We start from the raw sequence: 21,608 nt of genomic DNA, 5'->3' as shown, positions 1-21,608 counted from the left end.
ACAAGGCCCAGGCTCTTTGCCAAATGCCATGTCAGGCACTCGCTGCTGCGTACCAGGGCCGCTGCATGCGCAGCACCAACCGGTCGATTTGCGGCACCAGCAGGTTGCCGGCCAGCACGGCGAAGCAGAGGCCATCGGCGTAAAGGCCGAACTCGCGAATCAGCTCGGTCAGCGTGCCGACGGTCACGCCGAAGAGGATGCGACCGGCGCGGGTATCGGGGCTGGTGACCGGATCGGTGGCGATGAAGAAGGCGGTGAAGAGATAGCCGCCGAGGCTGAGGTTGTAAACGGCTTCCTGCAGGCTGTGGCCGGCAGCCATGCACAGCAATACTGTGCTCGCGATCATCGCCAGCGGAATCTCGATACGGATCACCCGCAGCGAAGCCAGCAGCAAACCGCCGGCAATGTAGCCGAACCCCGAAAGATTGTGGGTGATATGGGTGAACTCGTTCTGCGCCAGTTGAGTGGCGCCGGCGAACGCATCGAGCTCCAGGCGTGGCACCAACTGTAGCTGTTGCAGCAGAACCGCCTTGGCGTCCAGGGTTGCGGTCCAGGGGGCATGGTTCGATGGCGCGGGGTACAACTGCTGATAGAAGCAGATGGCAACCACCCCCAGGCCAACCATGGCAGGGTTGAGACGGTTGCGACCAAGGCCTCCACTGGCGTGCTTGCACAGTGCCAGAGCAGCAAAACTGGCCAGGGCGATCATCCACAACGGCACCATCAGCGGCAATGCCCGAGCCAGTATCAGGCCCAGCACCAGCCAGCTGAGGTCGCTCAAACCCTTGCGTACGTCATGCCCGCGCAGGCGCAGCAGGGCGGCTTCGAAGCCCAGGGCGAACAGCACGCACCAGAACACCTGCAACCAGACCACGACGCCGAATTGCCAGGCATACAGGGCGGTGCCCGGCAGCAGGCACAGGACGACCAGCAGCATCACCGTGCGCAGCCGTTGCGGGATGGGGTGGCGTATCAGGCTCATGCGCGGACCTCCGTCTTGCTTTGGCGGAAGCGTTCGCGCAGCGGGATATTGCTTGGGCAGATGCTGCTGCAGCTGCCGCATTCGATGCAGGCGTCCAGGCGCAGTTCCTGCAGGCTGGCCTTGTCCAGGCGCTCGGCGGCAGCGTAGAGGTCCAGCGGCCGCAGCGACATCGGGCAGACATCCACACAGCGCGTGCAGCGAATGCAACTGCTGGCGGGGCGAGCAGCCGGCAGGTAGCGCTCGGCGCCGAAAATCAGGCAACTGCTGGTCTTGCTGACGAAGGCGTTGGCGTCCGGTAGCGGCTGCCCCATCATCGGGCCTCCGACCTGGGTCAACTGCCCTGTGGGGGACGCGCCAGCAATCGCGCGCAGTTCGCTGACCGGGTAACCCACCGGCACCCGCACATTGCCGGGGCGCTCGCAGTCACCGGTCAGTGTCAGCACGCGGCTGGTCAGTGGTTCGTCCTGGAAGACGGCCCGGCCCAGCGCGTAGAGCGTTGCGACATTCAGGGCGAGGACGCCGATATCGGCGGGGCGGCTCCCCGGGGCCAGGTTGCGGCCACTGAGGCTCTTGATCATCAACGGCTGCCCACCTGCTGGGTAACGCTCCGGAAGTGGACAAATCTCGACCCGGGTGCGCGCCTGGCGTGCGGCGGCACGTAACGTGGCCATCGCCTCCGGTTTGTTGGTTTCGATGCCGAAACGGGTTGCCGTTATTCCCAGCAGCGCGGCGACATAGTCGGCGGCCTCGATCAACGCTTCGGCATTTTCACGCATGAGGCGGTCATCGCAGGTAAGGAAGGGCTCGCATTCGGCACCGTTGATCAGCAGCAGGTCGGGCTGCTGTGCGCCGGCCAGCTTGAGGGCCGTGGGGAAACCCGCACCACCAAGGCCGACTATGCCCATCTGCAATGCGTGCTCGACCAGCGCCTCTGGCGTTTGCGGCAGGCCCGGTGCCGGGCGTTCGAGCCACTCGTCCAGGCCATCTGCGTTCAGGATGACGGCCATGACTGGTTCGGCCGAGTCGGCCGCGAAGACGTGATCGATCCGGTCCACGATGCCGGAGGTACTGGCATGCACCCAAGCGGTGGTGTTGTCGCCAATACCGATCACTTCGCCCTTGCGCACATGCTGCCCCGGCTGCACGCAAGGCTGGACAAACCGCCGACCCCGCCCGAGCGGAATCGCCAGCTGGATTTTACCGACCACGACCGGGGCAACCGTCGTGGCGTTGGATAGTTCCTTGTATCCCCTGAGCTCGATCCCTCCGTGCCAACTACGCTGAGAGGATGAGGCGATGGCCAGCAGACGGCGCCAGAAAGGTTTCTGTTGCGGCTGACGCTGGGCGCGGATGCGGCTCTGCAGGCGTTCGACGCTCTGCAACGAATGGCTAGACATGTAATGTCCTCCAATTTTTGGGCAAAGAACGCCCCTGTGCGCTTATGCACATGGTTGTTTTATTGCTTCCGGGACGTTAAGCGGAAAGGGAGGGGGATGAATGATCACCCGCGCAGATCAGAGTGTTCGAAGAGGAGTTTGTTCGGTTTTTGACCAGGTTTGCTGATGAACGGTAGGCCAATTGCCATCTCGCAACTCTGGTGAAATAGCCTGCGCCGCGAACGGGCGGCCAGAGTCTGCGAGGTGTCCAATGATGCGCGCAAGCCTGCTGGTGATGCTGGTGACGTTGCTGTATGGCTGCGGCGACAGGATTGAACGCTTTGGCGGGCCGACCATGGGGAGTACGTATTCGATCCAGTACGTACCCACTGCACAGACGCCCGATTCGCGGCAGGTAAAGGCCGAAGTCGAGCTTGTTCTCCAGGCCCTCGACAAGCAGTTCTCCAACTGGCGCGGCGATTCCGTGGTTTCCCGCTTCAACAACCTGCCGGCCGGCGCCTGTCAGGCAGTGCCGCAAGAGATGCAGCAATTGCTGGCGTACGGTGTTTCTCTGTTCCGCCAGAGTGGCGGGGCTTTCGACCTGACGGTTTTGCCCTTGATGAACCTCTGGGGCTTCGGCCCACAGTCACGCGGCAGACAGGTGCCGGATGCCAGCACGCTGGCGCGGGAGCAGGCACGGGTAGGCCTGCAGCACTTGCACCTGGATGGAGAAAAGCTGTGCAAGGATGTGGCGGCGCAGCTGGATTTCGACAGCATGCTCGCCGGTTATGCAGTGGATCGGGTGGGTGACAGGCTTGCGGCCCTGGGTATCCAGGCCTATCTGGTCGAGATCACCGGCGAACTGAAGGGGGTTGGCCGCAAACCGGATGGCTCGCCCTGGCGCATCGCCCTCGAGGTACCGAGTGGTGGGGGCGAACAGCAAGTGGAGCGCGCCATCGCCCTGGATGGCTACGGCGTTGCCACCGCCGGCGATTACCGCAACTATTTCGAGGAAGGTGGCCAGCGTTATTCGCACACCTTCGATCCCCGTGTCGGCAGGCCGGTCAAGCACGCGCTGGCGGCAGTGTCGGTGGTCGACCCTTCGGTGTTGCGTGCCGATGCCCTGGACACACTGTTGATGGTGCTGGGCCCGGAGGAAGGCTATGCCTTCGCCGAGCGGAATGAAATCGCTGCCTACTTCATCATGCACCAGGGGCTGGGTTTCGTTGCGCGGGCGACGCCGCGGTTCGAGACGTTGTTTCCCGGGCAAGGCAAACCCACGCAGTAGCAGAAGGAAAGGTCATTCCCACGCGCTGCCTTTTCCCCTATTGTCGATGCTCCCTTTCCAAACGATTGGCAGACCCATGGAGCAAGTCATCGTCATCACCGGTGCCAGCCGCGGCATCGGCGCCGCCACGGCGCTGCTGGCCGCCCGTCAGGGCTACCGCATCTGCATCAACTACCACGCCGACGACCAGGCCGCCGAGGACATCCTCGGCCAGGTCCGAGCCCTGGGCGCCAAGGCCATCACCGTGCGCGCCGACGCCAGTGTCGAGGATGAGGTCATCCAGCTGTTCCAGCGCGTTGACGAAGAACTCGGCCCGGTCACCGTGCTGGTCAACAACGCAGGCACCATCGGCCAGCAAAGCCGGGTCGAGGACATGTCCGAGTTCCGCCTGCTCAAGGTCATGAAGACCAACGTCGTCGGCCCCATGCTCTGCGCCAAGCACGCACTGAAGCGCATGGCACGCCGGTACGGCGGGCAGGGCGGGGCCATCGTCAACGTGTCGTCGGTGGCCGCCCGCCTGGGCTCGCCCAACGAATACGTGGATTATGCCGCTTCCAAGGGCGCCCTCGACACCTTCACCATTGGCCTGGCAAAGGAAGTGGCAGGCGAGGGCGTGCGGGTAAATGGTGTGCGGCCAGGCTACATCCATACCGGGTTCCACGCGCTGTCGGGCGACCCCGACCGGGTCAGCAAGCTCGAGCCCGGCTTGCCCATGGGCCGCGGCGGGCGCCCCGAGGAAGTGGCCGAGGCCATCCTCTGGCTGCTCTCGGACAAAGCCTCGTACTCCACCGGTAGCTTCATCGACCTGGGCGGCGGGCGCTGAGCGCGCCGGTCAATCCTGCAGCAGCGTGCGTACCCGTTCGGCCAGCACTGCCAGCTCGAACGGCTTGGTCAGCACCTCAGTGCCTTGCAACAACTGGCCGTCACTGAGCGCCGCGCTTTCGTCGTAGCCGGTGATGAACAGTACCTTGAGGTCGGGGTGGCGCTCGCGGCAACGTTCAGCCAACTGGCGGCCATTCAGGCCGCCGGGCAGGCCGATATCGCTCAACAGCAGGTCTGGCCGCTCGCCAGCTTGCAGGTGGGCGAGGGCGGCTGGGCCGTTCTCGAATGCATCGACCCGATAACCCAGTTCTTCCAGCACCTCGCAGACGACCACGCGCAAGGCGGCCTGGTCTTCAACCAGCAGGATACGCTGCGTGGCGCTGCTGCTTTTTTCCAGCAGTGTGCGCGGTGGCCTGGGTGCCGGGGCTTCGGGGTGCTGGTGGTGGCGGGGAAGCAGCAGCTCGATGCGGGTGCCTTCGCCCAGTGTCGACAACACCCGTAGCTGCCCGCCCGACTGGCGCACGAAACCATAGGTCATCGACAAGCCCAGCCCAGTGCCCTGGCCCATGGGCTTGGTGGTGAAGAACGGGTCGACGGCGCGCTCGGCCACCTCCGCCGACATGCCCTTGCCGTTGTCGCTGATGCTCAGCCGTACGTATTCGCCAGCTGGCAGTTCCAGTGCACGGGCTTGCTGGTCGTCGAGCAGGAGGTTGTCACCGAGGATATCGATCACGCCGCCGGCAGGCATGGCATCGCGGGCATTGATGCACACGTTGAGCAGGGCGCTTTCCAGTTGCGGCGGGTCGATGAAGGTCGGCCACAGCTGGCAGGGGAATTGGCTGGTCAGGGTGATGGAGGGGCCGATGGTGCGGCGCAGCAGCTCTTCCATGCCGCCCACCAGCGTGGCTACCTGCGTGGAGCAGGGCTGCAGGGTCTGCTGACGGGAAAATGCCAGCAGCCGGTGTACCAGCGAAGAGGCCCGCTGCGCCGAGCCGTTGGACAGCTTCAGCAATGGCTCCAGGGCGTCGAAACGGGATTGCTCCAGGCGCTGGCGCATCAGCTCCTGGGCACTGAGGATGCCGCCCAGCAGGTTGTTGAAGTCGTGGGCGATGCCGCCACTGAGCTGGCCGACCGCTTCCATCTTCTGTGCCTGGCGCAGGGCTTCCTCGGCCTTGGCCTGTTCTGCCAGTGCCGCATTCACCCGTTGTTCCAGTTCCTCGTTCAGGCGCTGCAGGGCCTGCTCTGCCCGTCGGCGTGCAGTGACGTCCTTGAACAGTACCGCCACCTGGCGCTTTTCGGCAGGCTCTACGCGGAAGGTGGTCACCGACAACACATGGCCGGTGGCGACCAGTTCCTGCTCGAAATGCAGCGGCTCGCCCGTGCGCAGCACCGCGCCATAACGGGCGACCCAATCGTCGGCCTCATCGGGCACCATCTCGCGCAGTTTCTGCCCGACCACGTTGGGGATGCCGGCATGCTTGGCATAGGCCGCATTGGCCAGCACATGCACATAGTCGCTCAGTGGGCCGTGCGGGCCGTCGAAGAACTCGATGATGCAGAAGCCTTCGTCCATGGTGTCGAAGAGCGAGCGGTAGAAGTCCTGATCGTGTTGCTGATGGCTTGCCAGGCGGGCTTCCAGCAGCGCGTTCTGTTGCTGCAGGGCTTCGACTTGTTGGCGCAGTGAAAGCAGGTCGCGGGAGGGCATGCCGACGTCCGACAGTGGATGAAGCCCAGACTTTAGCGTGTTCGGCAACAGGCGAATAGCCAGTCAACGCGGGTGTGACGCAATGCCCAACAGGCGCTCGATCCGTTCGCCGAGGGTGTTCAGGTCGAGGGGTTTGTGCAGCAGTTCGGTGCGCCTGCCGGGGCGGGCACAGTGCACCGTTTCGGCAGTCTCGTAGCCGGTAATCAGCAATACCGGGGCATCCGCCACAAGGTCCTGGCAGGCCTCTGCAAGCTGGTAACCGTCGAGTCGCCCAGACAGGCCGACATCGGTGATCAGCAGGTCCGGTGGCGGCCCTTTCTGCAACGATTCCAGAGCCCGGTGGCCACTCTCGAAAGCCTGCACCTGATAGCCCAGTTCCGTCAGCACTTCGACCAGTACCAGGCGCAGGGCCGGTTGGTCCGCCACCAGCATGATCCGGTGCATCCGCGGCTGCACCGTCGCGGTGGCGGATGTGGCTGGCTCGCCGTGGCCGGTTGCGCAAGCGCTCTGGTCACGGGGCAGGTACAGGTGAACGCAAGTGCCTTGCCCGGTGACGCTGTCGATCAGCAACTGCCCCCCGGACTGGCGAACAAAGCCATAGGCCATGGACAATCCCAAGCCAGTGCCCTGGCCCAGCGGCTTGGTGGTGAAGAAGGGCTCGAAAGCGTGTTGCAGCACCTCACTGGGCATGCCCACGCCGGTGTCCTCGACACGAATGTGCAGATAGTGCCCCGTCGGCAGGTCCAGGCGCTTGGCCTCGGCCGCTGCGAGATCGGCGTTTTCACAACCGATGCGCAAGGTGCCGCCCAGCGGCATGGCGTCACGGGCATTGATGCACAGGTTGAGCAGAGCGTTCTCCAGCTGCTGCGGATCGATGCGGATCGACCATTGCGCGGCCAGCGTGCGGTCCTGGAAGTCAATGTGCGGGCCGGTCGAGCTGCGGATCAGGTCATGCATGTCGGCGACCAGGCGGTGCACATCCACCGCTTGTGGCATCAGCGTCTGTTGGCGCGAAAAGGCCAGCAACCGCTGCACCAGGGCTGCGGCGCGCATTGCGTTGCTGCGGCCGAGCCCGAGCATGCGGGCGGTGTCGGCAAGGCGTTGCTCGCCCAGGCGCTGCTCTGCAAGCTCCAGCGCGCCAAGCAGGCTACCCAGCAAGTTGTTGAAGTCGTGGGCGATGCCGCCGGTCAACTGGCCGACCGCCTCCATTTTCTGCGACTGGCGCAGGGCCTCTTCGGCCTGGCGCAGGCGTTCCTGCTCGGCCATGCGCTCGGTGATGTCATAGGCGAACAGGTACCCGCCCTGGACTTGCTGTTGTGCATCGAGCAATGGGTGATAGCGGATTTCGTAATGGCGGGGGGCATCGGAGGGGCCGAGTGAGATAGTGTCGATGAAGGCTTCGCCGGCCAGCACGCGTGGCCACACCGGTGCCAGGCGGCCCATGATGTCAGGGTGGTTGAGCAGAATTTGTGGCACGTAATCGCCGATCTGCGGCACGAAGCCCCGGTAATGCTCGAAGGTTTCCCGGGCCGTGCGGTTGATCGCGACCAGGCGCATCTCGCTGTCGGCGGCAAACACGTTGGCCCGGCTGTTGTCGAGCAGTTCGCCCAGTAGCTGGATGTGGGCCTGTGCAGTGTCGTCGCGCTCTGCCAGGCGAGCTTCCAGTTCTGCGACACGCGCTTGCAGTTGTGCCAATGACGGGAGCGAGTCTGCTTGCATGGCGAGGGCCCGGTGAGCGGATCAAGCAACTATAGCCGCCTGCCGGGGCGCCAGTCATCAGAACGAGCGGATGATCCGCCCCAGGGTTTCCATGGCCCGTTCGGCATCCTCATGCCAGGGGCTGCCGTAGTTCAGGCGGATGCAGTTGCCGAAGCGCCGGGTGGGCGAGAAGATCGGCCCGGGGGCGATGCTGATGCCTTGGGCCAAGGCCATGTGGAACAGCTTGAGGGCGTCCATCTGTTCGGGCAGCTCCAGCCACAGGAAGTAGCCGCCGGATGGTTGGCTGACCCGCGTCTGCGCCGGAAAGTGCCGGGCGATGGCCGCCAGCATGTTGGCCTGCTGGCCTTCCAGGGCATAGCGCAGCTTGCGCAGGTGGCGGTCGTAGCCGCCGTGCTGCAGGTAGTCGGCGATGGCCGCCTGGGCCGGCATCGAGGCGCACAGCGAGGTCATCAGCTTGAGCCGCTCGATCTTTTGTGCAAAGCGCCCGGCTGCCACCCAGCCAATGCGGTAGCCAGGTGCCAGGCTCTTGGCGAACGAGCCGCAGTGCATCACCAGCCCCTGGGTGTCGAACGCCTTGGCCGGTTTGGGTGCCTGTTGCGCGTAGTACAGTTCGGCGTACACGTCGTCTTCGATCAATGGCACCTGATGACGCGCCAGCAGCTCCACCAGTGCCTGCTTTTTCGCCTCCGGCATGCTGGCGCCCACCGGGTTCTGGAAGTTGGTCATGCACCACACGGCCTTGACCGGGTGTTTCTCCAGCGTTTGCGCCAGCACGCCCAGGTCCATGCCTTCGCGCGGGTGCACAGGAATTTCCACGGCCTTTAGCTTGAGACGCTCCAGTACCTGCAGGCAGGCATAGAACGCGGGGGCTTCGATGGCCACCAGGTCACCGGGCTGGGTGACGGCCTGCAGGCACAGGTTCAGGGCTTCCAGCGCGCCGTTGGTGATCAGCAGCTCCTCCATCGGCAGCATCAGCCCGCCAACCATGTAGCGCAGGGCAATCTGCCGGCGCAGCTGCGGGTTGCCGGGTGACAGGTCGGTCACCACCATGCGCGGGTCCATGCTGCGGCTGGCGCTGGCCAGCGAGCGCGACAGGCGTTGCAGCGGAAACAGCTCGGGGCTGGGGAAGGCCGAGCCGAACGGCACGGTGTTGGGGTCCTTGATCGAGTCGAGGATCGAGAACACCAGCGCGCTGACGTCTACGTCGGTGGATTCGCTTACCGGCTGCAATGCCTGCGGCTCGCTGAACTGGCGCGGGGCGTGGGCGTTGACGAAATAGCCCGAGCGCGGCCGGGCACGGATCAGCCCGCGCCGCTCCAGCAGGTAGTAGGCCTGGAACACGGTGGACGGGCTGACCCCGTGGGTCTGGCTGGCATAGCGCACCGAGGGTACGCGCTGGCCGGGGCCCAGCACCCCGGAGCGGATCAGTTCGGCGATGTCGTCGGCAAAGCGTTCGTAGCGTTTCATTCTGGCCTTCTGTCGAAGCCTGGCAGGCAAGGTGGACTCAGTGTAAGGGATCAACGGTTCATCGGCGCGACGAAGCGGCTGTGGGCCACGCTGCGGATGGCGGGGTCGTCGCGCTCGCTGATTTCGAAGCTCAGCGTCTGCGAGCTGCTGGCCGGGCGCTCGGCGAGCATCGCCACCGACACCGGCAGTTCACTCATTTCACCGGCCGGGATCACGAAGGAGGTCTTGCCCTGCAAGCTGAAGCCGTCGGCGTCCAGCAGGCGCAGCTCATAGTGCCGGGTGCTTTCGGTCTTGTTGATGACCTTGAGCAGGTAGATGTTCTCGATCTGGCCCTGGGCATTCTCGCGGAACAGGCCGCGGTCCTTGATCACGTCCAGCGACACCATCGGGCGCAGCTGCAAGGCCACCACCAGTGCCGCGATCATCACCCCAAGCGCGGCGGCGTAGCCCAGCAGGCGCGGGCGCAGCCAATGGGTGGTGCCACCTTGCAGGCTGCGTTCGGACTTGTAGCCGATCAGGCCACGGGCGTAGCCCATCTTGTCCATTACCCCGTCACAGGCATCGATGCACGCCGCACAACCGATGCACGCCATTTGCAGGCCGTCGCGGATATCGATGCCGGTGGGGCACACCTGCACGCACAAGGTGCAGTCGACGCAGTCGCCCAGGCCCTGGGCGCGGAGGTCACTGCCTTTCTTGCGTGGGCCACGGGCTTCGCCGCGACGCGGGTCATAGGCGACCGCCAGGGTGTCCTTGTCGAACATCACGCTCTGGAAGCGTGCATAGGGGCACATGTGCAGGCACACCGCTTCGCGCAGCAGGCCGGCATTGATGTAGGTGGCGGCGGTGAAGAACAGCACCCAGAACAGCGCCACGCCGCCCAGTTGCAAGGTGAACAGTTCCGCGGCCAGTGGGCGGATCGGGGTGAAGTAGCCGACGAAGGTCAGCCCGGTGAGCACGCCAATGGCCAGCCACAGGCTGTGCTTCAGCATGCGCCGGGCCAGTTTGTTCAGGCTCCAGGGCGCGGCGGCCAGCTTGATGCGCTGGTTGCGGTCGCCCTCGGTGACCTTTTCGCACCACATGAACAGCCAGGTCCAGGTGCTTTGCGGGCAGCTGTAGCCGCACCACACGCGGCCGGCATACACGGTGATGGCGAACAGGCCGAAGGCGCAGATGATCAGCAGCGCCGACAGCAGGATGAAGTCCTGCGGCCAGAAGGTGGCGCCGAAGATGTGGAATTTGCTGTTGCTCAGGTCCCACAGCACGGCCTGGCGGCCGTTCCAGTTCAGCCAGGCGGTGCCGAAGAACAGCACGAACAGGGCGCCGGCGAAGCCGATGCGCAGGTTGCGGTACAGCCCGGTGAAGCTGCGGGTATGGATGCCATTGTCGGCGCGGCGTGGCTGGGGGCTGGCTGGGGCGGTGGCGATCTCTGTGAAAGGGATTCTATCGTTCATGGCTCGGTGCTCATCAGGCCTCGATCAGGCATGAGCACTATGGCCCTGAGACTGTTATCAGCACAGGCTCAGATTTTGCGATAAAAACCGTATCAGATTTCCCGGCAGGCCCCGCCAGGCCTCAGATTACCGAGCCTGGCGTGCTGGCCTTCAGATGCCTGCGGCTATCCACCGCACCCGCCACGGTCAGTGCATCGGCCTCGGCTTCGGTGATGGGCACACGCTGGCCGGCGAGCAGGGCCACGGACATGCGCAGTTGTTCGTCGGTGACGATTTCGATGGACGGGCCATCACCCTCGATGCGCAGGTCTTCGGCGATCAGGGTGCAGCGGCGGGTGGTTTCGTCGATTTCAATGGGCATGGAGTAGTCCTCCTGGGGGTGGTTACAGGGTGGACCGTGCTGAGGGGAAGGTTGCTGCATCAGCAGGCTGAACGGCACTTTGTCATTTGTTCGGGGGTCAACCCTTGCAGATGGCAGGCCTGGCCTCTTCGCGGGCACGCCCGCTCCCACAGGTGTTTCTCAGATCCCTGTGGGAGCGGGCGTGCCCGCGAACGGGCCGGGCCTGACAACACAATGCTCCACATGGGAAGAAAGCAATGGACCTCATCTGGCAAGCAATCCAGGCCGAATTCGCCGATATCACCGACGAGCGCGAGGTCACGCAAATCCTCGTACGCCTGCTGATGGCAGCCCTGCTTGGCGCTGTGCTGGGCTTCGAGCGCGAGCACAAGGGCAAGGCCGCCGGGGTGCGTACGCATATGCTGGTTTCGCTGGGCGCCGCGCTGTTCGTGCTGACACCGAGCATGGCCGGGGCCGACGAGCAAGCGCTGAGCCGGGTGATCCAGGGCATTGTCGCCGGTATCGGTTTTCTGGGTGCGGGCACCATTCTCAAGGGCAACGGCCAGGACGCCAGCCATGTGAAGGGCCTGACCACTGCTGCCGGGTTGTGGATGACCGCCGCCATCGGTACGGCAGCCGGCATGGGCCGCGAAGCCACGGCGTTGATCAGCACGATACTGGCCCTGCTGGTGCTGGGCACGATGCCGTTGCTGGTGGACAAGCTCGAAGGGCAGGATGAGGGAAAGCAGGAGGAGGAAGAGGGCAGGAAGCACTGAGGGGAGCCGAAGCTCCCCTCAAAGCGTTGTTGCCTGCTCTTTTTTTATTATTGGGACCGGCCTGTTTTTGTTTTTGTCAGCCTGTCCTGGTGTTGCGGGCGACCCCCATGCGGGGTCAAGAGCAAACGTATTTTTTTGAGCGCTGACCTGCTTTCATCATTGCTGATCCGAACCTGGCTGCCGCTACCTGGAGGTAGTTTTATTGTTCTGTGCCAGACCGCGGGGCGTACCCCTGAAAAGCGTGTCGACTCCAAAAAAATCTGCTTGCTACGCCTCTGCCGTGTTGTTCTTGTTATGTCAGAGCCGTTACCTGTTGTTTTTATTGGGTGTCACATTTTTTTTGTTGTTGTACCAGAGATATAGCAGGGTGCGTGCCAACTTTTGAAAGCCCTTTAAAATCAAGCACTTGGCGATTTCAGTCGAAATCGACTGGCCTGAAATTCTGCCGATTTGTTTCCCTGTTACCCGATTTTTTGCTGCAAAACGTGGGGGCGGTAACACTTCACCCACACCAATGTGACACCCGTATGACTTATTGCGCGCTGCGCGCCCGTGCTACCCGCGACCCGTTGTCGCGGCCCAGCACGCTGCTGATGCGGCGGCCGGCGGCGATCAGTCGGTCCAGGTCGATGCCGGTTTCAATGCCCAGCCCCTGCAGCAGGTACACCACGTCTTCACTGGCGATATTGCCGGTAGCGCCTTTGGCATAGGGGCAGCCGCCCAGCCCGGCCACCGAGCTGTCGAACACGCTGATGCCTTCGAGCAGGCTGGCATACACGTTGGCCAGGGCCTGGCCATAGGTATCGTGGAAGTGCCCGGCCAGTTGCTCGCGCGGTACCTGTGCCGCGACCACCTCGAACAGGCGCCGGGTCTCGCCGGCGGTACCGGTGCCGATGGTGTCACCCAGCGATACCTCGTAGCAGCCCATGTCGTGCAGGGCACGGGCCACCGGGGCGACCTGCTCGGCGCTGACCTTGCCTTCATAGGGGCAGCCGAGCACGCACGACACATAGCCGCGCACGCGCACACCGTGGTTGCGCGCGGCTTCCATGATCGGCTCGAAGCGCTTGAGGCTGTCGCTGATCGAGCAATTGATGTTGCGTTGCGAGAAGGCTTCGGAGGCGGCGGCGAACACCGCCACTTCCTTCACGCCGGCGGCCAGGGCGTCCTCGAAACCGCGCAGGTTGGGGGCAAGCGCCGCATAGGTGACACCCGGGCGCTGGTGGATGCCGGCGAACACTTCGGCGGAGCCCGCCATTTGCGGCACCCACTTGGGCGAGACGAAACTGCCCACTTCGATATAGGCCAGGCCCGCTTCGGTGAGGTCGTCCACCAGGCGCACCTTGTCGGCGACGCTGATGGGCTGGGCTTCGTTCTGCAGGCCGTCGCGGGGGCCTACTTCGACCAGGCGGACGTGTTTGGGCAAGGACATGGCGGGTTTCCTGTGGCGTTCAGCGGTTGTCTTTGTTGTTCAGGGTGGCGGCCAGGGCTTGTTCGCAGCGCTCCTGGGCGGTGTCCAGCTCCAGCTGCATCTGGTGGATGTCGAGCATCTGCTGTTCCAGCTGGGCGCGGCGCTCGGCGATTTTCGCCAGCATGCTGTTGAGCTGCTTTAGGTTGCCGCTGGAGGGGTCGTACAGTTCGATCAGCTCGCGGCATTCGGCCAGCGAAAAGCCGATGCGCTTGCCGCGCAGGATGAGTTTCAAACTGACTTTGTCACGCGCCGAATAGATACGCTCCAGGCCACGGCGCTCGGGGCTCAGCAGGCCCTGTTCCTCATAGAAGCGGATGGCGCGGGTGGTGATGTCCAGTTCGCGGGACAGGTCGGAAATGCTGTAGGTCTGGGTGCTCATGCTGGGGCTCGGCGTGGGGTATGCGGGTATCCTGAGGGCAGGTTGACGTATACGTCAAGCAGGGGCGCGGAATGTGTGTTGCCTGTACCGGCCTCTTCGCGGGCTTGCCCGCTCCCACAGGGACAGCGGTGCCCTCTAGGTCAATGCAATACCTGTGGGAGCGGGCAAGCCCGCGAAGAGGCCTGCACAGGCGAAAAATTTACTCAGACAACCCCGACCTGCGATACCCATTCGGCGTCTGCCCAGTCAACCGCTTGAACCACCGGGCAAAATACGTCGGGTCGGTAAACCCCAGGCTATCCGACAACTGCCCGATGCTCATCCGCGTATAGATCAGGTTGCGCCGAGCCTCCAGCAGCAACCGCTGGTGCACCACCTGCAGCGCGGTCTGCCCACTCAGTGCCCGGCACAGCTGGTTCAACTGCAGACTCGGAATATTCAACCGCGCGGCAAAATCCTCCACCGACAGGTGCTCACGGTAATGCGCCTCGACCAGGCGCAGGTACTGCCCCAGCAAGTGGCGGTCACGTTCATCGCGGTTGCGCGGTGCCTGCACCAGCTGCTGGCGGCGGCTGATCCACACCATCAGCGCCGTCACCAGTGCTTCGAGCAAGGCCGCCCGCGCCGGGGCGTTGCCCTGGTACTCCTGCTGCAGGGTGTCGATCAGGCTGCGCAGATGCACCCGGTCCCGGCCCAGCGGGTAACAAGCCGCCTTCGCCAGTACCGCCAGCGGCGCGCCCAGGCGCTGCTCCAGGTTGGCCACCAGTGCCGTGCCAAAGGTTAGCACATGCCCCTGGATATCGGCGCTGAAGCGAAACCCGTGCACGGTCATCGGCGGTACCACCTGGATTGCCGCTTCGCTGATGGCGCTGCGCACCCCCTCGATCTCCACTTCGGCCCGGCCGCGTTGCACATACAGCAACTGGAACAGCTCGGCGTGCTGGTGCGGTTTGATTTCCCAGTGATGCAAACGGCTACGCGCCGGGATCGACTCGCAGTGCAGCAGGTCGGTGCCGGGCCAGGCCTGGTTTTCGCCGTACAACTTGAACAAGGGGACACCGGGGAGGGTGGATTTCATGCGTGCAGGCCTGTCCGTTAATCGAACGTTTTTTGTAAAAGTGCAGGTTATGCATGGGATAGCACACTTCAATGGCTGTTTTTGCCAGTAAAAATGCAAGGGCAAACCCTAACAGCAGATGCCGCCCCACTGCCAGTCCAGGGCCGGCATCGTCCGCACAGAGACAACAACAATGAAAACTCAGGTCGCAATTATTGGTGCAGGTCCGTCTGGCCTGCTGCTGGGCCAACTGCTGCACAAGGCCGGTATCGATACCGTCATCGTCGAACGCCAGACGCCCGAATACGTGCTTGGCCGCATCCGTGCCGGGGTGCTGGAGCAAGGCACGGTCGACCTGCTGCGTGAAGCCGGTGTGGCCGAGCGCATGGACCGTGAAGGCCTGGTACACGAGGGTGTCGAACTGCTGGTCGGCGGGCGCCGCCAACGCCTGGACCTCAAGGCCCTGACCGGTGGCAAGACGGTGATGGTATACGGCCAGACCGAAGTCACCCGTGACCTGATGCAGGCACGTGAAGCCAGCGGTGCGCCGATCATCTATTCGGCAGGCAATGTCCAGCCGCACGAACTCAAGGGCGAACGGCCCTACCTGACCTACGAAAAAGACGGCCAGATGCACCGCGTGGACTGCGACTACATTGCCGGTTGTGACGGCTTCCACGGTGTCTCGCGGCAGAGCATCCCCGAGGGCATCCTCAAGCAGTACGAGCGGGTCTACCCGTTTGGCTGGCTGGGCATGCTGTCAGATACGCCACCGGTCAACCACGAACTGATCTACGCCCACCACGAACGCGGTTTCGTGCTGTGCAGCCAGCGTTCGCACAGCCGTAGCCGCTACTACCTGCAGGTGCCGCTGGACGAGCAGGTGGAGGCGTGGCCCGACGAGCGCTTCTGGGAGGAGCTGAAGGCACGCTTGCCCGAAGATGTGGCTGCGCGCCTGGTCACCGGCCCGGCCCTGGAGAAGAGCATCGCGCCGCTGCGCAGCCTGGTGGTCGAGCCGATGCAGTATGGCCACCTGTTCCTGGTCGGTGACGCCGCACATATCGTCCCGCCGACCGGCGCCAAGGGCCTGAACCTGGCGGCATCGGATGTCAACTACCTGTACCGGATCCTGGTCAAGGTGTACCGCGAAGGGCGCACCGACCTGCTGCAGCAGTATTCGCCGCTGGCCCTGCGCCGGGTGTGGAAAGGCGAGCGCTTCAGCTGGTTCATGACCCAGCTCCTGCATGACTTCGGCAGCCACAAGGACGCCTGGGACCAGAAGATGCAGGAAGCCGACCGCGAGTACTTCCTGACCTCGCCGGCGGGGCTGGTGAACATTGCCGAGAACTATGTAGGGCTGCCGTTCGAAGAAGTAGCCTGAGGTCCTGTGCTGCTTGTCCTGGCCTCATCGCCGGCAAGCCAGCTCCCACAGGGACCGCGTATGGCTTGGAGTCGATGCGGTCCTGGTGGGAGCTGGCTTGCCGGCGATCACGGGCGAAGCCCGTGCCATGCAACCTTGCCTAGCGGGCCAGTAACGCCTCCATCTCCCGATACCCCCGCTGCCGCGCATGCTCCAGCGCGGTCACCCCATCTTTGTCGGCAATCTGCCGATCCGCCCCGGCCGCCAGTAGCCGGCGCACGATCTCCACATGCCGCGGCCCGCCGTCACCGAGGATCACCGCCTCCAGCAGCGCAGTCCAGTGCAGGCGGTTGAGATGGTTCACGTCCACCCCGGCATCGATCAGCAACTGCACGGTCTCGACATGCCCGCGTTCGGCGGCGGGTATCAGCGCAGTGCCTCCATACCGGTTGGTGCTCTTGAGGTCGGCACCGTGGCTCAAGGTCAGCCTCAGGATGTCGTTCAGGCCACGAGCCCCGGCATACAGGTACGGGCTGTCGTCGATGTTGTCCTTGGCATTCACATTGGCACCGGCCTCGATCAGCGCTTTCGCGGCCGCAATGTGGTTGCCGTGGGTGGCCACCAGCAGGGCAGTGCGCCCTTGCTCGTCACGGCTCTCCAGCTGCGCACCTTGTGCCAGCAGTTGTTGCAGGGTGCGCACATCATCGTGACGGGCAGCGTTGTGCAGGCGGTTGTCCATGGCAGTGCTCTCGGCGTGGGCGGCAAAGCTGGTGCACAGGGCGAACAGCATCGCAGCAAGTAGTGAACGCATGGGGCAGGCTCCTCGATGACCTGCCCGCATCCTAGAAAAAACACGCCAGGGCTTGAAGTTAAGTTTGCGCATGAAAGACAGTGCCGTGCTGAATAGGTAATGGCAGGAAGCACAACGATGAAATTCTCCACCCCTCTGATGGGCGCCTTGTGCCTGGTAGCTGCCAGTGGCTGGGCCTGTGCCGACCAGGTGCTGCCCGCGCCACCGGAACTGGCCTCTGGCTACCGCACTGGCCTGCAGCCGGTGCATGCCAGCCGGCACATGGCCGCAGCTGCCAACCCGCTGGCCAGCGAAGCGGGGCGGGCGATGCTGCGTGCCGGTGGCAGCGCCATCGACGCGGCCATCGCCATGCAGATGGTGCTGACCCTGGTCGAACCGCAATCCAGTGGCATTGGCGGCGGGGCGTTCATCCTCTACTGGGACGGCCAGCGCGTGCAGGCCTTCGATGGCCGCGAGGCAGCCCCGGCAGCGGTAACGGAAAACTTGTTCTTGCAAGCCGATGGTTCACCGATGCCGTTCAGGACGGCGCAGATCGGCGGGCGTTCGGTGGGCGTACCAGGAGTTCTGCGTGCCCTGAAGCTGGCCCATGAGCAGCACGGCAAGCTGCCCTGGCGCGACCTGTTTGCCCCTGCCATCGCGCTGGCACGCAACGGTTTCGCGGTTTCCGAACGCCTTCACACCCTGGTGGCGGGCGACCCGTTCATTGCCCGTTCACCCGCCATGGCCCGCTACTTCCTGGATGAACAGGGCAAGCCACTGGCGGTGGGGACTACCTTGCGCAACCCCGAGCTTGCGCAAACCTTCGAGCAGATTGCCGAGCAGGGCCCCGAGGTGTTCTACAGCGGCGAGATCGCCGAAGCCATCGTCGCCAAGGTGCGCAGCCATGCCAATGCCGGCTACCTGTCGATGCAGGATATGCAGCAGTACCGAGCCAAAGTGCGCGAGCCGCTGTGTGGCCCTTACAAGGCCTGGCGCATCTGTGGCATGCCGCCGCCATCGTCGGGCGGGGTGACGGTGCTGCAGACCCTGGGCATCTTGGAGGCACTGCAACGGGCTTCGCCACAGCGCGACCTTGCCGCCATGCGGCCGCTGCGCACTTCGTCGGTTGCCGGGCTGGAAGCCCCGCCGCTGGCCGTGCACCTGGTTGCCGAGGCAGAGCGCCTGGCCTATGCCGACCGCGCCCAGTACCTGGCCGACAGCGATTACGTGCCGGTGCCGCTCAAGGCCCTGACCGACTCCACATACCTGGCCAGCCGCGCCGCGCAGGTCGGCGAGTACAGCATGAAACGCGCCCGCCCGGGCCAGCCGCAGGGGGCCGACCTGGCCCTGGCGCCTGACCGTTCGCCGCTGCGCATTTCCACCTCGCACCTCAGCGCGGTGGATGACCGCGGCCAGGCCCTGGCCATGACCACTTCGGTGGAAGCAGCGTTCGGCTCGCACCTGATGGTCAAGGGCTTCTTGCTCAACAACCACCTGACCGACTTCTCGTTCATCCCCCGGGAACAAGGCAAGCCCGTGGCCAACCGGGTGCAACCGGGCAAGCGGCCGCTGTCGGCCATGGCGCCGACCCTGGTGTTCTCGCAAGCTTCCGGCGAGCTGGTGGCCAGCCTGGGCTCGCCCGGCGGCTCGCAGATCATCGGCTACGTGAACAAGGCGCTGATCGGCCTGCTGGATTGGCAGCTCGACCCGCAGCAGGCCGCCGGCCTGCCCAACTTCGGCAGCCGCAATGCCGGCACCGAAGTAGAGGCGGGTTTGGCCAGCCCGGCACTGATCCGGCAGTTGGCAGCCTGGGGGCATGAGGTGACGCCGATGATCATGACCAGTGGCATGCAGATCATCCAGCGCAGTGGCGAGGGTTGGTCGGGTGGTGCCGACCCTCGGCGCGAAGGCGTGGCAGTCGGCGACTAGCAGTGTGCGTTGCGGTGCAGCAGGTGGCGTGATAGAAGCTAAGTCTTGCCATTCAAAAGTTGAATACCAAGATGTCCATCAGCGTGAAATCGAATAGGGCCCTGTTCGACCTCGACCTGCTGCGTGCCATTGTCGTGGTGGCCGATTGCGGCAGCTTCACCACGGCTGCTGCGCGCCTGCACTCCACCCAATCGACCATCAGCCAGAAGGTGCGCCGCCTGGAGGATATGGTTGGCCACCGTCTGCTGGTGCGTGGCAATCGCGACGTGCTGCCGACCGACGCCGGGCAGACCCTGCTCGGCTATGCCCGGCACATGCTGGCCCTCAACGACCAGATGCTCGAAGCCTTGGCCGGGGCGATGGTTGGCATGACCGTGCGCCTTGGCGTGCCCGAGGACTTCGTGGGCGGGCGTACCACCAATGCGCTGTCGGCGTTCAGCCGGCTGCACCCGCAGGTGAAGCTGGAAGTGACCAGCGGCCTGTGCCGCGACCTCAGCCAGGCCTACGACAACGGTGAGCTCGACCTGGTGTTGCTCAAGCAGCGGCGCAACAGCCGCGAAGGCGTGGCCTGCTGGCCCGAGCGCCTGCAATGGATCGACAGCGCGCGCACGCCCGCCTTCGAACTGGACCCGATCCCGCTGGTGACTTTCCCGCCCCGCGGCCTGTACCGCGACGACATGATTACCGCCATCGAAGGCATGGGCCGGCGTTGGCGCATCAGCTTCACCAGTTCCAGCCTCAGCGGCATCCAGGCAGCGGTCGCCGATGGCATGGGCATCAGCCTGCTGCCGCCACGGGCGGCGACCGGCGAGCATCGGGTGCTCGGTGCGGAGCAGGGGCTACCTGAGGTCGACAGCTATGAAATCGTCATCGTCCACCGGCCGACGGCGGATGTGATGGTCAAGGCGCTGGCCGAGGTGATGACGCAATTGCTTGCGGGGGGCGGGATCTGACAGGGTTGGGGCCGCTTTGCGGCCCATCGCCGGCAAGCCAGCTCCCACAGGGTTTGCGTATGGCTTGAGGCCAATGCGGTCGAGGTGGGAGCTGGCTTGCCGGCGATGAGGCCGGTGCAGGTTTTCAATACCCTCTAGGGCTGGCGCTCGGCCACCGCTCGCAGGGTCCGCAACGTCACCACTGGCGCATCCACCACAAACCGGTTGGCCAGCCACCCCGGCACATCCCCGGCAGGGTCGGCCTGCAGTTGGTAGGTCACCTCGGTCCTGCGCTCACCCAGCGGTTTCATCCGCCACTCGCCGTTGAGCTGCTGCACACGGATCAGCCCATCTACCTTGGGGATCCTGTCTGGTTCGGCGCTCAGGTGGCGCAGCAGCGTGCCGTCGTCCAGGCGTTCGGTGGTGACCTTCAGCACGATGTCCCGTGGCATCGTCGGCCACGGCAGGTTGGTGGTCAGGTACACCCAGGTGTTTTCGCCCTGCACATCCAGCAAACGCATCTCGGCGCAGGCGTACAGCCACTTGCAGGCCACCCGCAGGTTCTCCTGCAGGTCGGTGAGCGTGCGAACGCTGGCTTTCATGGTGCTGACACCACGGAATTGCTGGTAGGGCGAGTCGGGGGCGGCACTCAGGTAAACGCGAATGCCTTCGCGGTCGTAGGCCAGGTTCCAGTCATCGGCGGCTGGGGCGGGGGGGCAGAACAGCAGGGCGGTGAGCAGCAGGCAGCGGTTCATGGCTGGTACCGCACGGGGGCAGGATTTTCAGTATGCGGCTACTGGGGCTGCCTTGCAGCCCTTTCGCGACACAAGGCCGCTCCCACAGGGTTCGGGGTACACCGTACTTTTGTGGGAGCGGCCTTGTGTCGCGAAAGGGGCGCAGAGCGCCCCCAATGCATCAACGCTTAGGGTTGAGCGTCAGGTGCACGTGACGGTTCACGTCCTTGTACAGCAGGTAGCTGAACTTGCCTGGGCCACCGGCGTAGCAGGCTTGCGGGCAGAAGGCGCGCAGCCACATGAAGTCGCCGGCTTCCACTTCGACCCAGTCCTGGTTCAGGCGGTACACCGCCTTGCCTTCCAGCACGTACAGGCCGTGTTCCATTACGTGGGTCTCGGCGAACGGGATCACGCCGCCCGGCTGGAAGGTGACGATGTTCACGTGCATGTCGTGGCGCATGTCGGCCATGTCGACGAAGCGGGTGGTGACCCAGCGGCCTTCGGTGCCCGGCATCTCGATGACGGTGGCGTTGTCACGGTGGGTGACGAACGACTCGGGAACGTCCAGGCCTTCGACCTTCTGGTAGTGCTTGCGCAGCCAGTGGAAGGTCACGTTGGACTTGCTGTTGTTGCGCAGGCTCCACTCGGCGCCCGGGGCCAGGAAGGCGTAGCCGCCCGGTACCAGGGTGTGGTGCTTGCCTTCGACGGTGATGTCCAGTTCGCCTTCGACGATGAACACCACGGCTTCGGCGTTCGGGTCCAGCTCAGGGCGTTCGCTGCCGCCTTCCGGGGCCACTTCGACGATGTACTGGGAGAAGGTTTCGGCAAAACCGGTCAGCGGGCGGGCGATGACCCACATGCGCATCTTGTCCCAGAACGGCAGGTGGCTGGTGACGATGTCACGCATCACGCCCTTGGGGATGACGGCATAGGCTTCGGTGAACATGGCACGGTCAGTCAGCAGCTCGGTCTGAGCCGGGTGCCCACCGTGGGGGGCGAAGTACGAATGGTTCGACATGGACGATCT

Annotated in this window: 19 protein-coding genes; 6 read left to right on the top strand and 13 right to left on the bottom strand. The window is 64.5% G+C overall.

Going from position 1 to position 21,608, the window contains the following annotated elements; all coding sequences use genetic code 11:
* Nucleotides 1-31 precede the first annotated feature (31 nt).
* Nucleotides 32-982 (bottom strand): RnfABCDGE type electron transport complex subunit D, encoded by a 951-nt coding sequence (locus GYA95_RS11375; protein WP_015270657.1) that lies wholly within the window; start codon nucleotides 980-982, stop codon nucleotides 32-34.
* Nucleotides 979-2,379 (bottom strand): electron transport complex subunit RsxC, encoded by a 1,401-nt coding sequence (gene rsxC, locus GYA95_RS11370; RefSeq protein WP_015270656.1) that lies wholly within the window; start codon nucleotides 2,377-2,379, stop codon nucleotides 979-981. Before rsxC ends, GYA95_RS11375 begins: the two co-directional genes overlap by 4 nt.
* 250 nt (nucleotides 2,380-2,629) lie before the next feature.
* Here rsxC and GYA95_RS11365 point away from each other — a divergent pair, with 250 nt between their 5' ends.
* Together GYA95_RS11365 and GYA95_RS11360 are read left to right on the top strand one after the other, a co-directional pair.
* On the top strand, nucleotides 2,630-3,646 hold the full coding sequence (locus GYA95_RS11365; RefSeq protein ID WP_043935679.1) for an FAD:protein FMN transferase: 1,017 nt from the start codon (nucleotides 2,630-2,632) through the stop codon (nucleotides 3,644-3,646).
* 76 nt (nucleotides 3,647-3,722) lie between these two features.
* Nucleotides 3,723-4,469: an SDR family oxidoreductase gene (locus GYA95_RS11360; protein WP_015270654.1), complete on the top strand. Its 747-nt coding sequence runs from the start codon at nucleotides 3,723-3,725 to the stop codon at nucleotides 4,467-4,469.
* Between the two features lie 9 nt (nucleotides 4,470-4,478).
* Here GYA95_RS11360 and GYA95_RS11355 read toward each other — a convergent pair whose 3' ends face one another.
* From GYA95_RS11355 to GYA95_RS11335, 5 genes are all read right to left on the bottom strand, one after another.
* Complete coding sequence (locus tag GYA95_RS11355; protein WP_015270653.1) at nucleotides 4,479-6,173, bottom strand: response regulator; 1,695 nt, start codon at nucleotides 6,171-6,173, stop codon at nucleotides 4,479-4,481.
* Nucleotides 6,174-6,236: 63 nt separating this feature from the next.
* Complete coding sequence (locus GYA95_RS11350; RefSeq protein ID WP_043935677.1) at nucleotides 6,237-7,892, bottom strand: PAS domain-containing sensor histidine kinase; 1,656 nt, start codon at nucleotides 7,890-7,892, stop codon at nucleotides 6,237-6,239.
* Nucleotides 7,893-7,949: 57 nt separating this feature from the next.
* Complete coding sequence (gene mapR / locus GYA95_RS11345) at nucleotides 7,950-9,359, bottom strand: GntR family transcriptional regulator MpaR (protein WP_013972935.1); 1,410 nt, start codon at nucleotides 9,357-9,359, stop codon at nucleotides 7,950-7,952.
* Between the two features lie 50 nt (nucleotides 9,360-9,409).
* Complete coding sequence (gene ccoG, locus GYA95_RS11340) at nucleotides 9,410-10,813, bottom strand: cytochrome c oxidase accessory protein CcoG (RefSeq protein WP_015270651.1); 1,404 nt, start codon at nucleotides 10,811-10,813, stop codon at nucleotides 9,410-9,412.
* Between the two features lie 121 nt (nucleotides 10,814-10,934).
* On the bottom strand, nucleotides 10,935-11,174 hold the full coding sequence (locus tag GYA95_RS11335; protein WP_013972933.1) for a DUF3203 family protein: 240 nt from the start codon (nucleotides 11,172-11,174) through the stop codon (nucleotides 10,935-10,937).
* 236 nt (nucleotides 11,175-11,410) lie between these two features.
* Between GYA95_RS11335 and GYA95_RS11330 the strand changes: the two genes are divergently transcribed.
* A complete protein-coding gene (locus GYA95_RS11330) occupies nucleotides 11,411-11,929 on the top strand; it encodes an MgtC/SapB family protein (RefSeq protein ID WP_015270650.1) in 519 nt (172 codons plus the stop codon).
* 532 nt (nucleotides 11,930-12,461) lie between these two features.
* Here GYA95_RS11330 and GYA95_RS11325 read toward each other — a convergent pair.
* The 3 genes from GYA95_RS11325 to GYA95_RS11315 form a co-directional block, all read right to left on the bottom strand.
* On the bottom strand, nucleotides 12,462-13,361 hold the full coding sequence (locus GYA95_RS11325) for a hydroxymethylglutaryl-CoA lyase (RefSeq protein WP_015270649.1): 900 nt from the start codon (nucleotides 13,359-13,361) through the stop codon (nucleotides 12,462-12,464).
* A 19-nt stretch (nucleotides 13,362-13,380) separates the two neighbouring features.
* Entirely contained in the window at nucleotides 13,381-13,779 is a 399-nt protein-coding gene (locus GYA95_RS11320) for a MerR family transcriptional regulator (RefSeq protein WP_013972930.1), read from the bottom strand.
* A gap of 199 nt (nucleotides 13,780-13,978) precedes the next feature.
* Nucleotides 13,979-14,857: a helix-turn-helix domain-containing protein gene (locus tag GYA95_RS11315; protein ID WP_015270648.1), complete on the bottom strand. Its 879-nt coding sequence runs from the start codon at nucleotides 14,855-14,857 to the stop codon at nucleotides 13,979-13,981.
* A 172-nt stretch (nucleotides 14,858-15,029) separates the two neighbouring features.
* Here GYA95_RS11315 and pobA point away from each other — a divergent pair, with 172 nt between their 5' ends.
* Nucleotides 15,030-16,217 carry a 4-hydroxybenzoate 3-monooxygenase gene (pobA, locus tag GYA95_RS11310; RefSeq protein ID WP_015270647.1) on the top strand — a complete coding sequence of 396 codons (1,188 nt, stop codon included), beginning with the start codon at nucleotides 15,030-15,032 and terminating at the stop codon, nucleotides 16,215-16,217.
* Between the two features lie 139 nt (nucleotides 16,218-16,356).
* On the opposite strand, the gene GYA95_RS11305 is transcribed toward pobA, so the two are convergent.
* Nucleotides 16,357-17,007: an ankyrin repeat domain-containing protein gene (locus GYA95_RS11305; protein ID WP_015270646.1), complete on the bottom strand. Its 651-nt coding sequence runs from the start codon at nucleotides 17,005-17,007 to the stop codon at nucleotides 16,357-16,359.
* A gap of 117 nt (nucleotides 17,008-17,124) precedes the next feature.
* Here GYA95_RS11305 and ggt point away from each other — a divergent pair, with 117 nt between their 5' ends.
* Entirely contained in the window at nucleotides 17,125-18,915 is a 1,791-nt protein-coding gene (ggt, locus tag GYA95_RS11300; RefSeq protein WP_015270645.1) for a gamma-glutamyltransferase, read from the top strand.
* Between the two features lie 71 nt (nucleotides 18,916-18,986).
* Nucleotides 18,987-19,868: a LysR substrate-binding domain-containing protein gene (locus GYA95_RS11295; RefSeq protein ID WP_015270644.1), complete on the top strand. Its 882-nt coding sequence runs from the start codon at nucleotides 18,987-18,989 to the stop codon at nucleotides 19,866-19,868.
* Between the two features lie 134 nt (nucleotides 19,869-20,002).
* On the opposite strand, the gene GYA95_RS11290 is transcribed toward GYA95_RS11295, so the two are convergent.
* A complete protein-coding gene (locus GYA95_RS11290; RefSeq protein WP_015270643.1) occupies nucleotides 20,003-20,602 on the bottom strand; it encodes an START domain-containing protein in 600 nt (199 codons plus the stop codon).
* 160 nt (nucleotides 20,603-20,762) lie between these two features.
* A complete protein-coding gene (locus GYA95_RS11285) occupies nucleotides 20,763-21,599 on the bottom strand; it encodes a bifunctional allantoicase/(S)-ureidoglycine aminohydrolase (protein ID WP_013972924.1) in 837 nt (278 codons plus the stop codon).
* Nucleotides 21,600-21,608 lie beyond the last annotated feature (9 nt).

Origin of the sequence: Pseudomonas asiatica (assembly GCF_009932335.1) — a bacterium.
GTDB classification, from domain to species: Bacteria; Pseudomonadota; Gammaproteobacteria; order Pseudomonadales; family Pseudomonadaceae; genus Aquipseudomonas; species Aquipseudomonas asiatica.
Note: the sequence above shows the minus strand (reverse complement) of the source record. Positions and strands in the feature narration are given on the sequence as shown.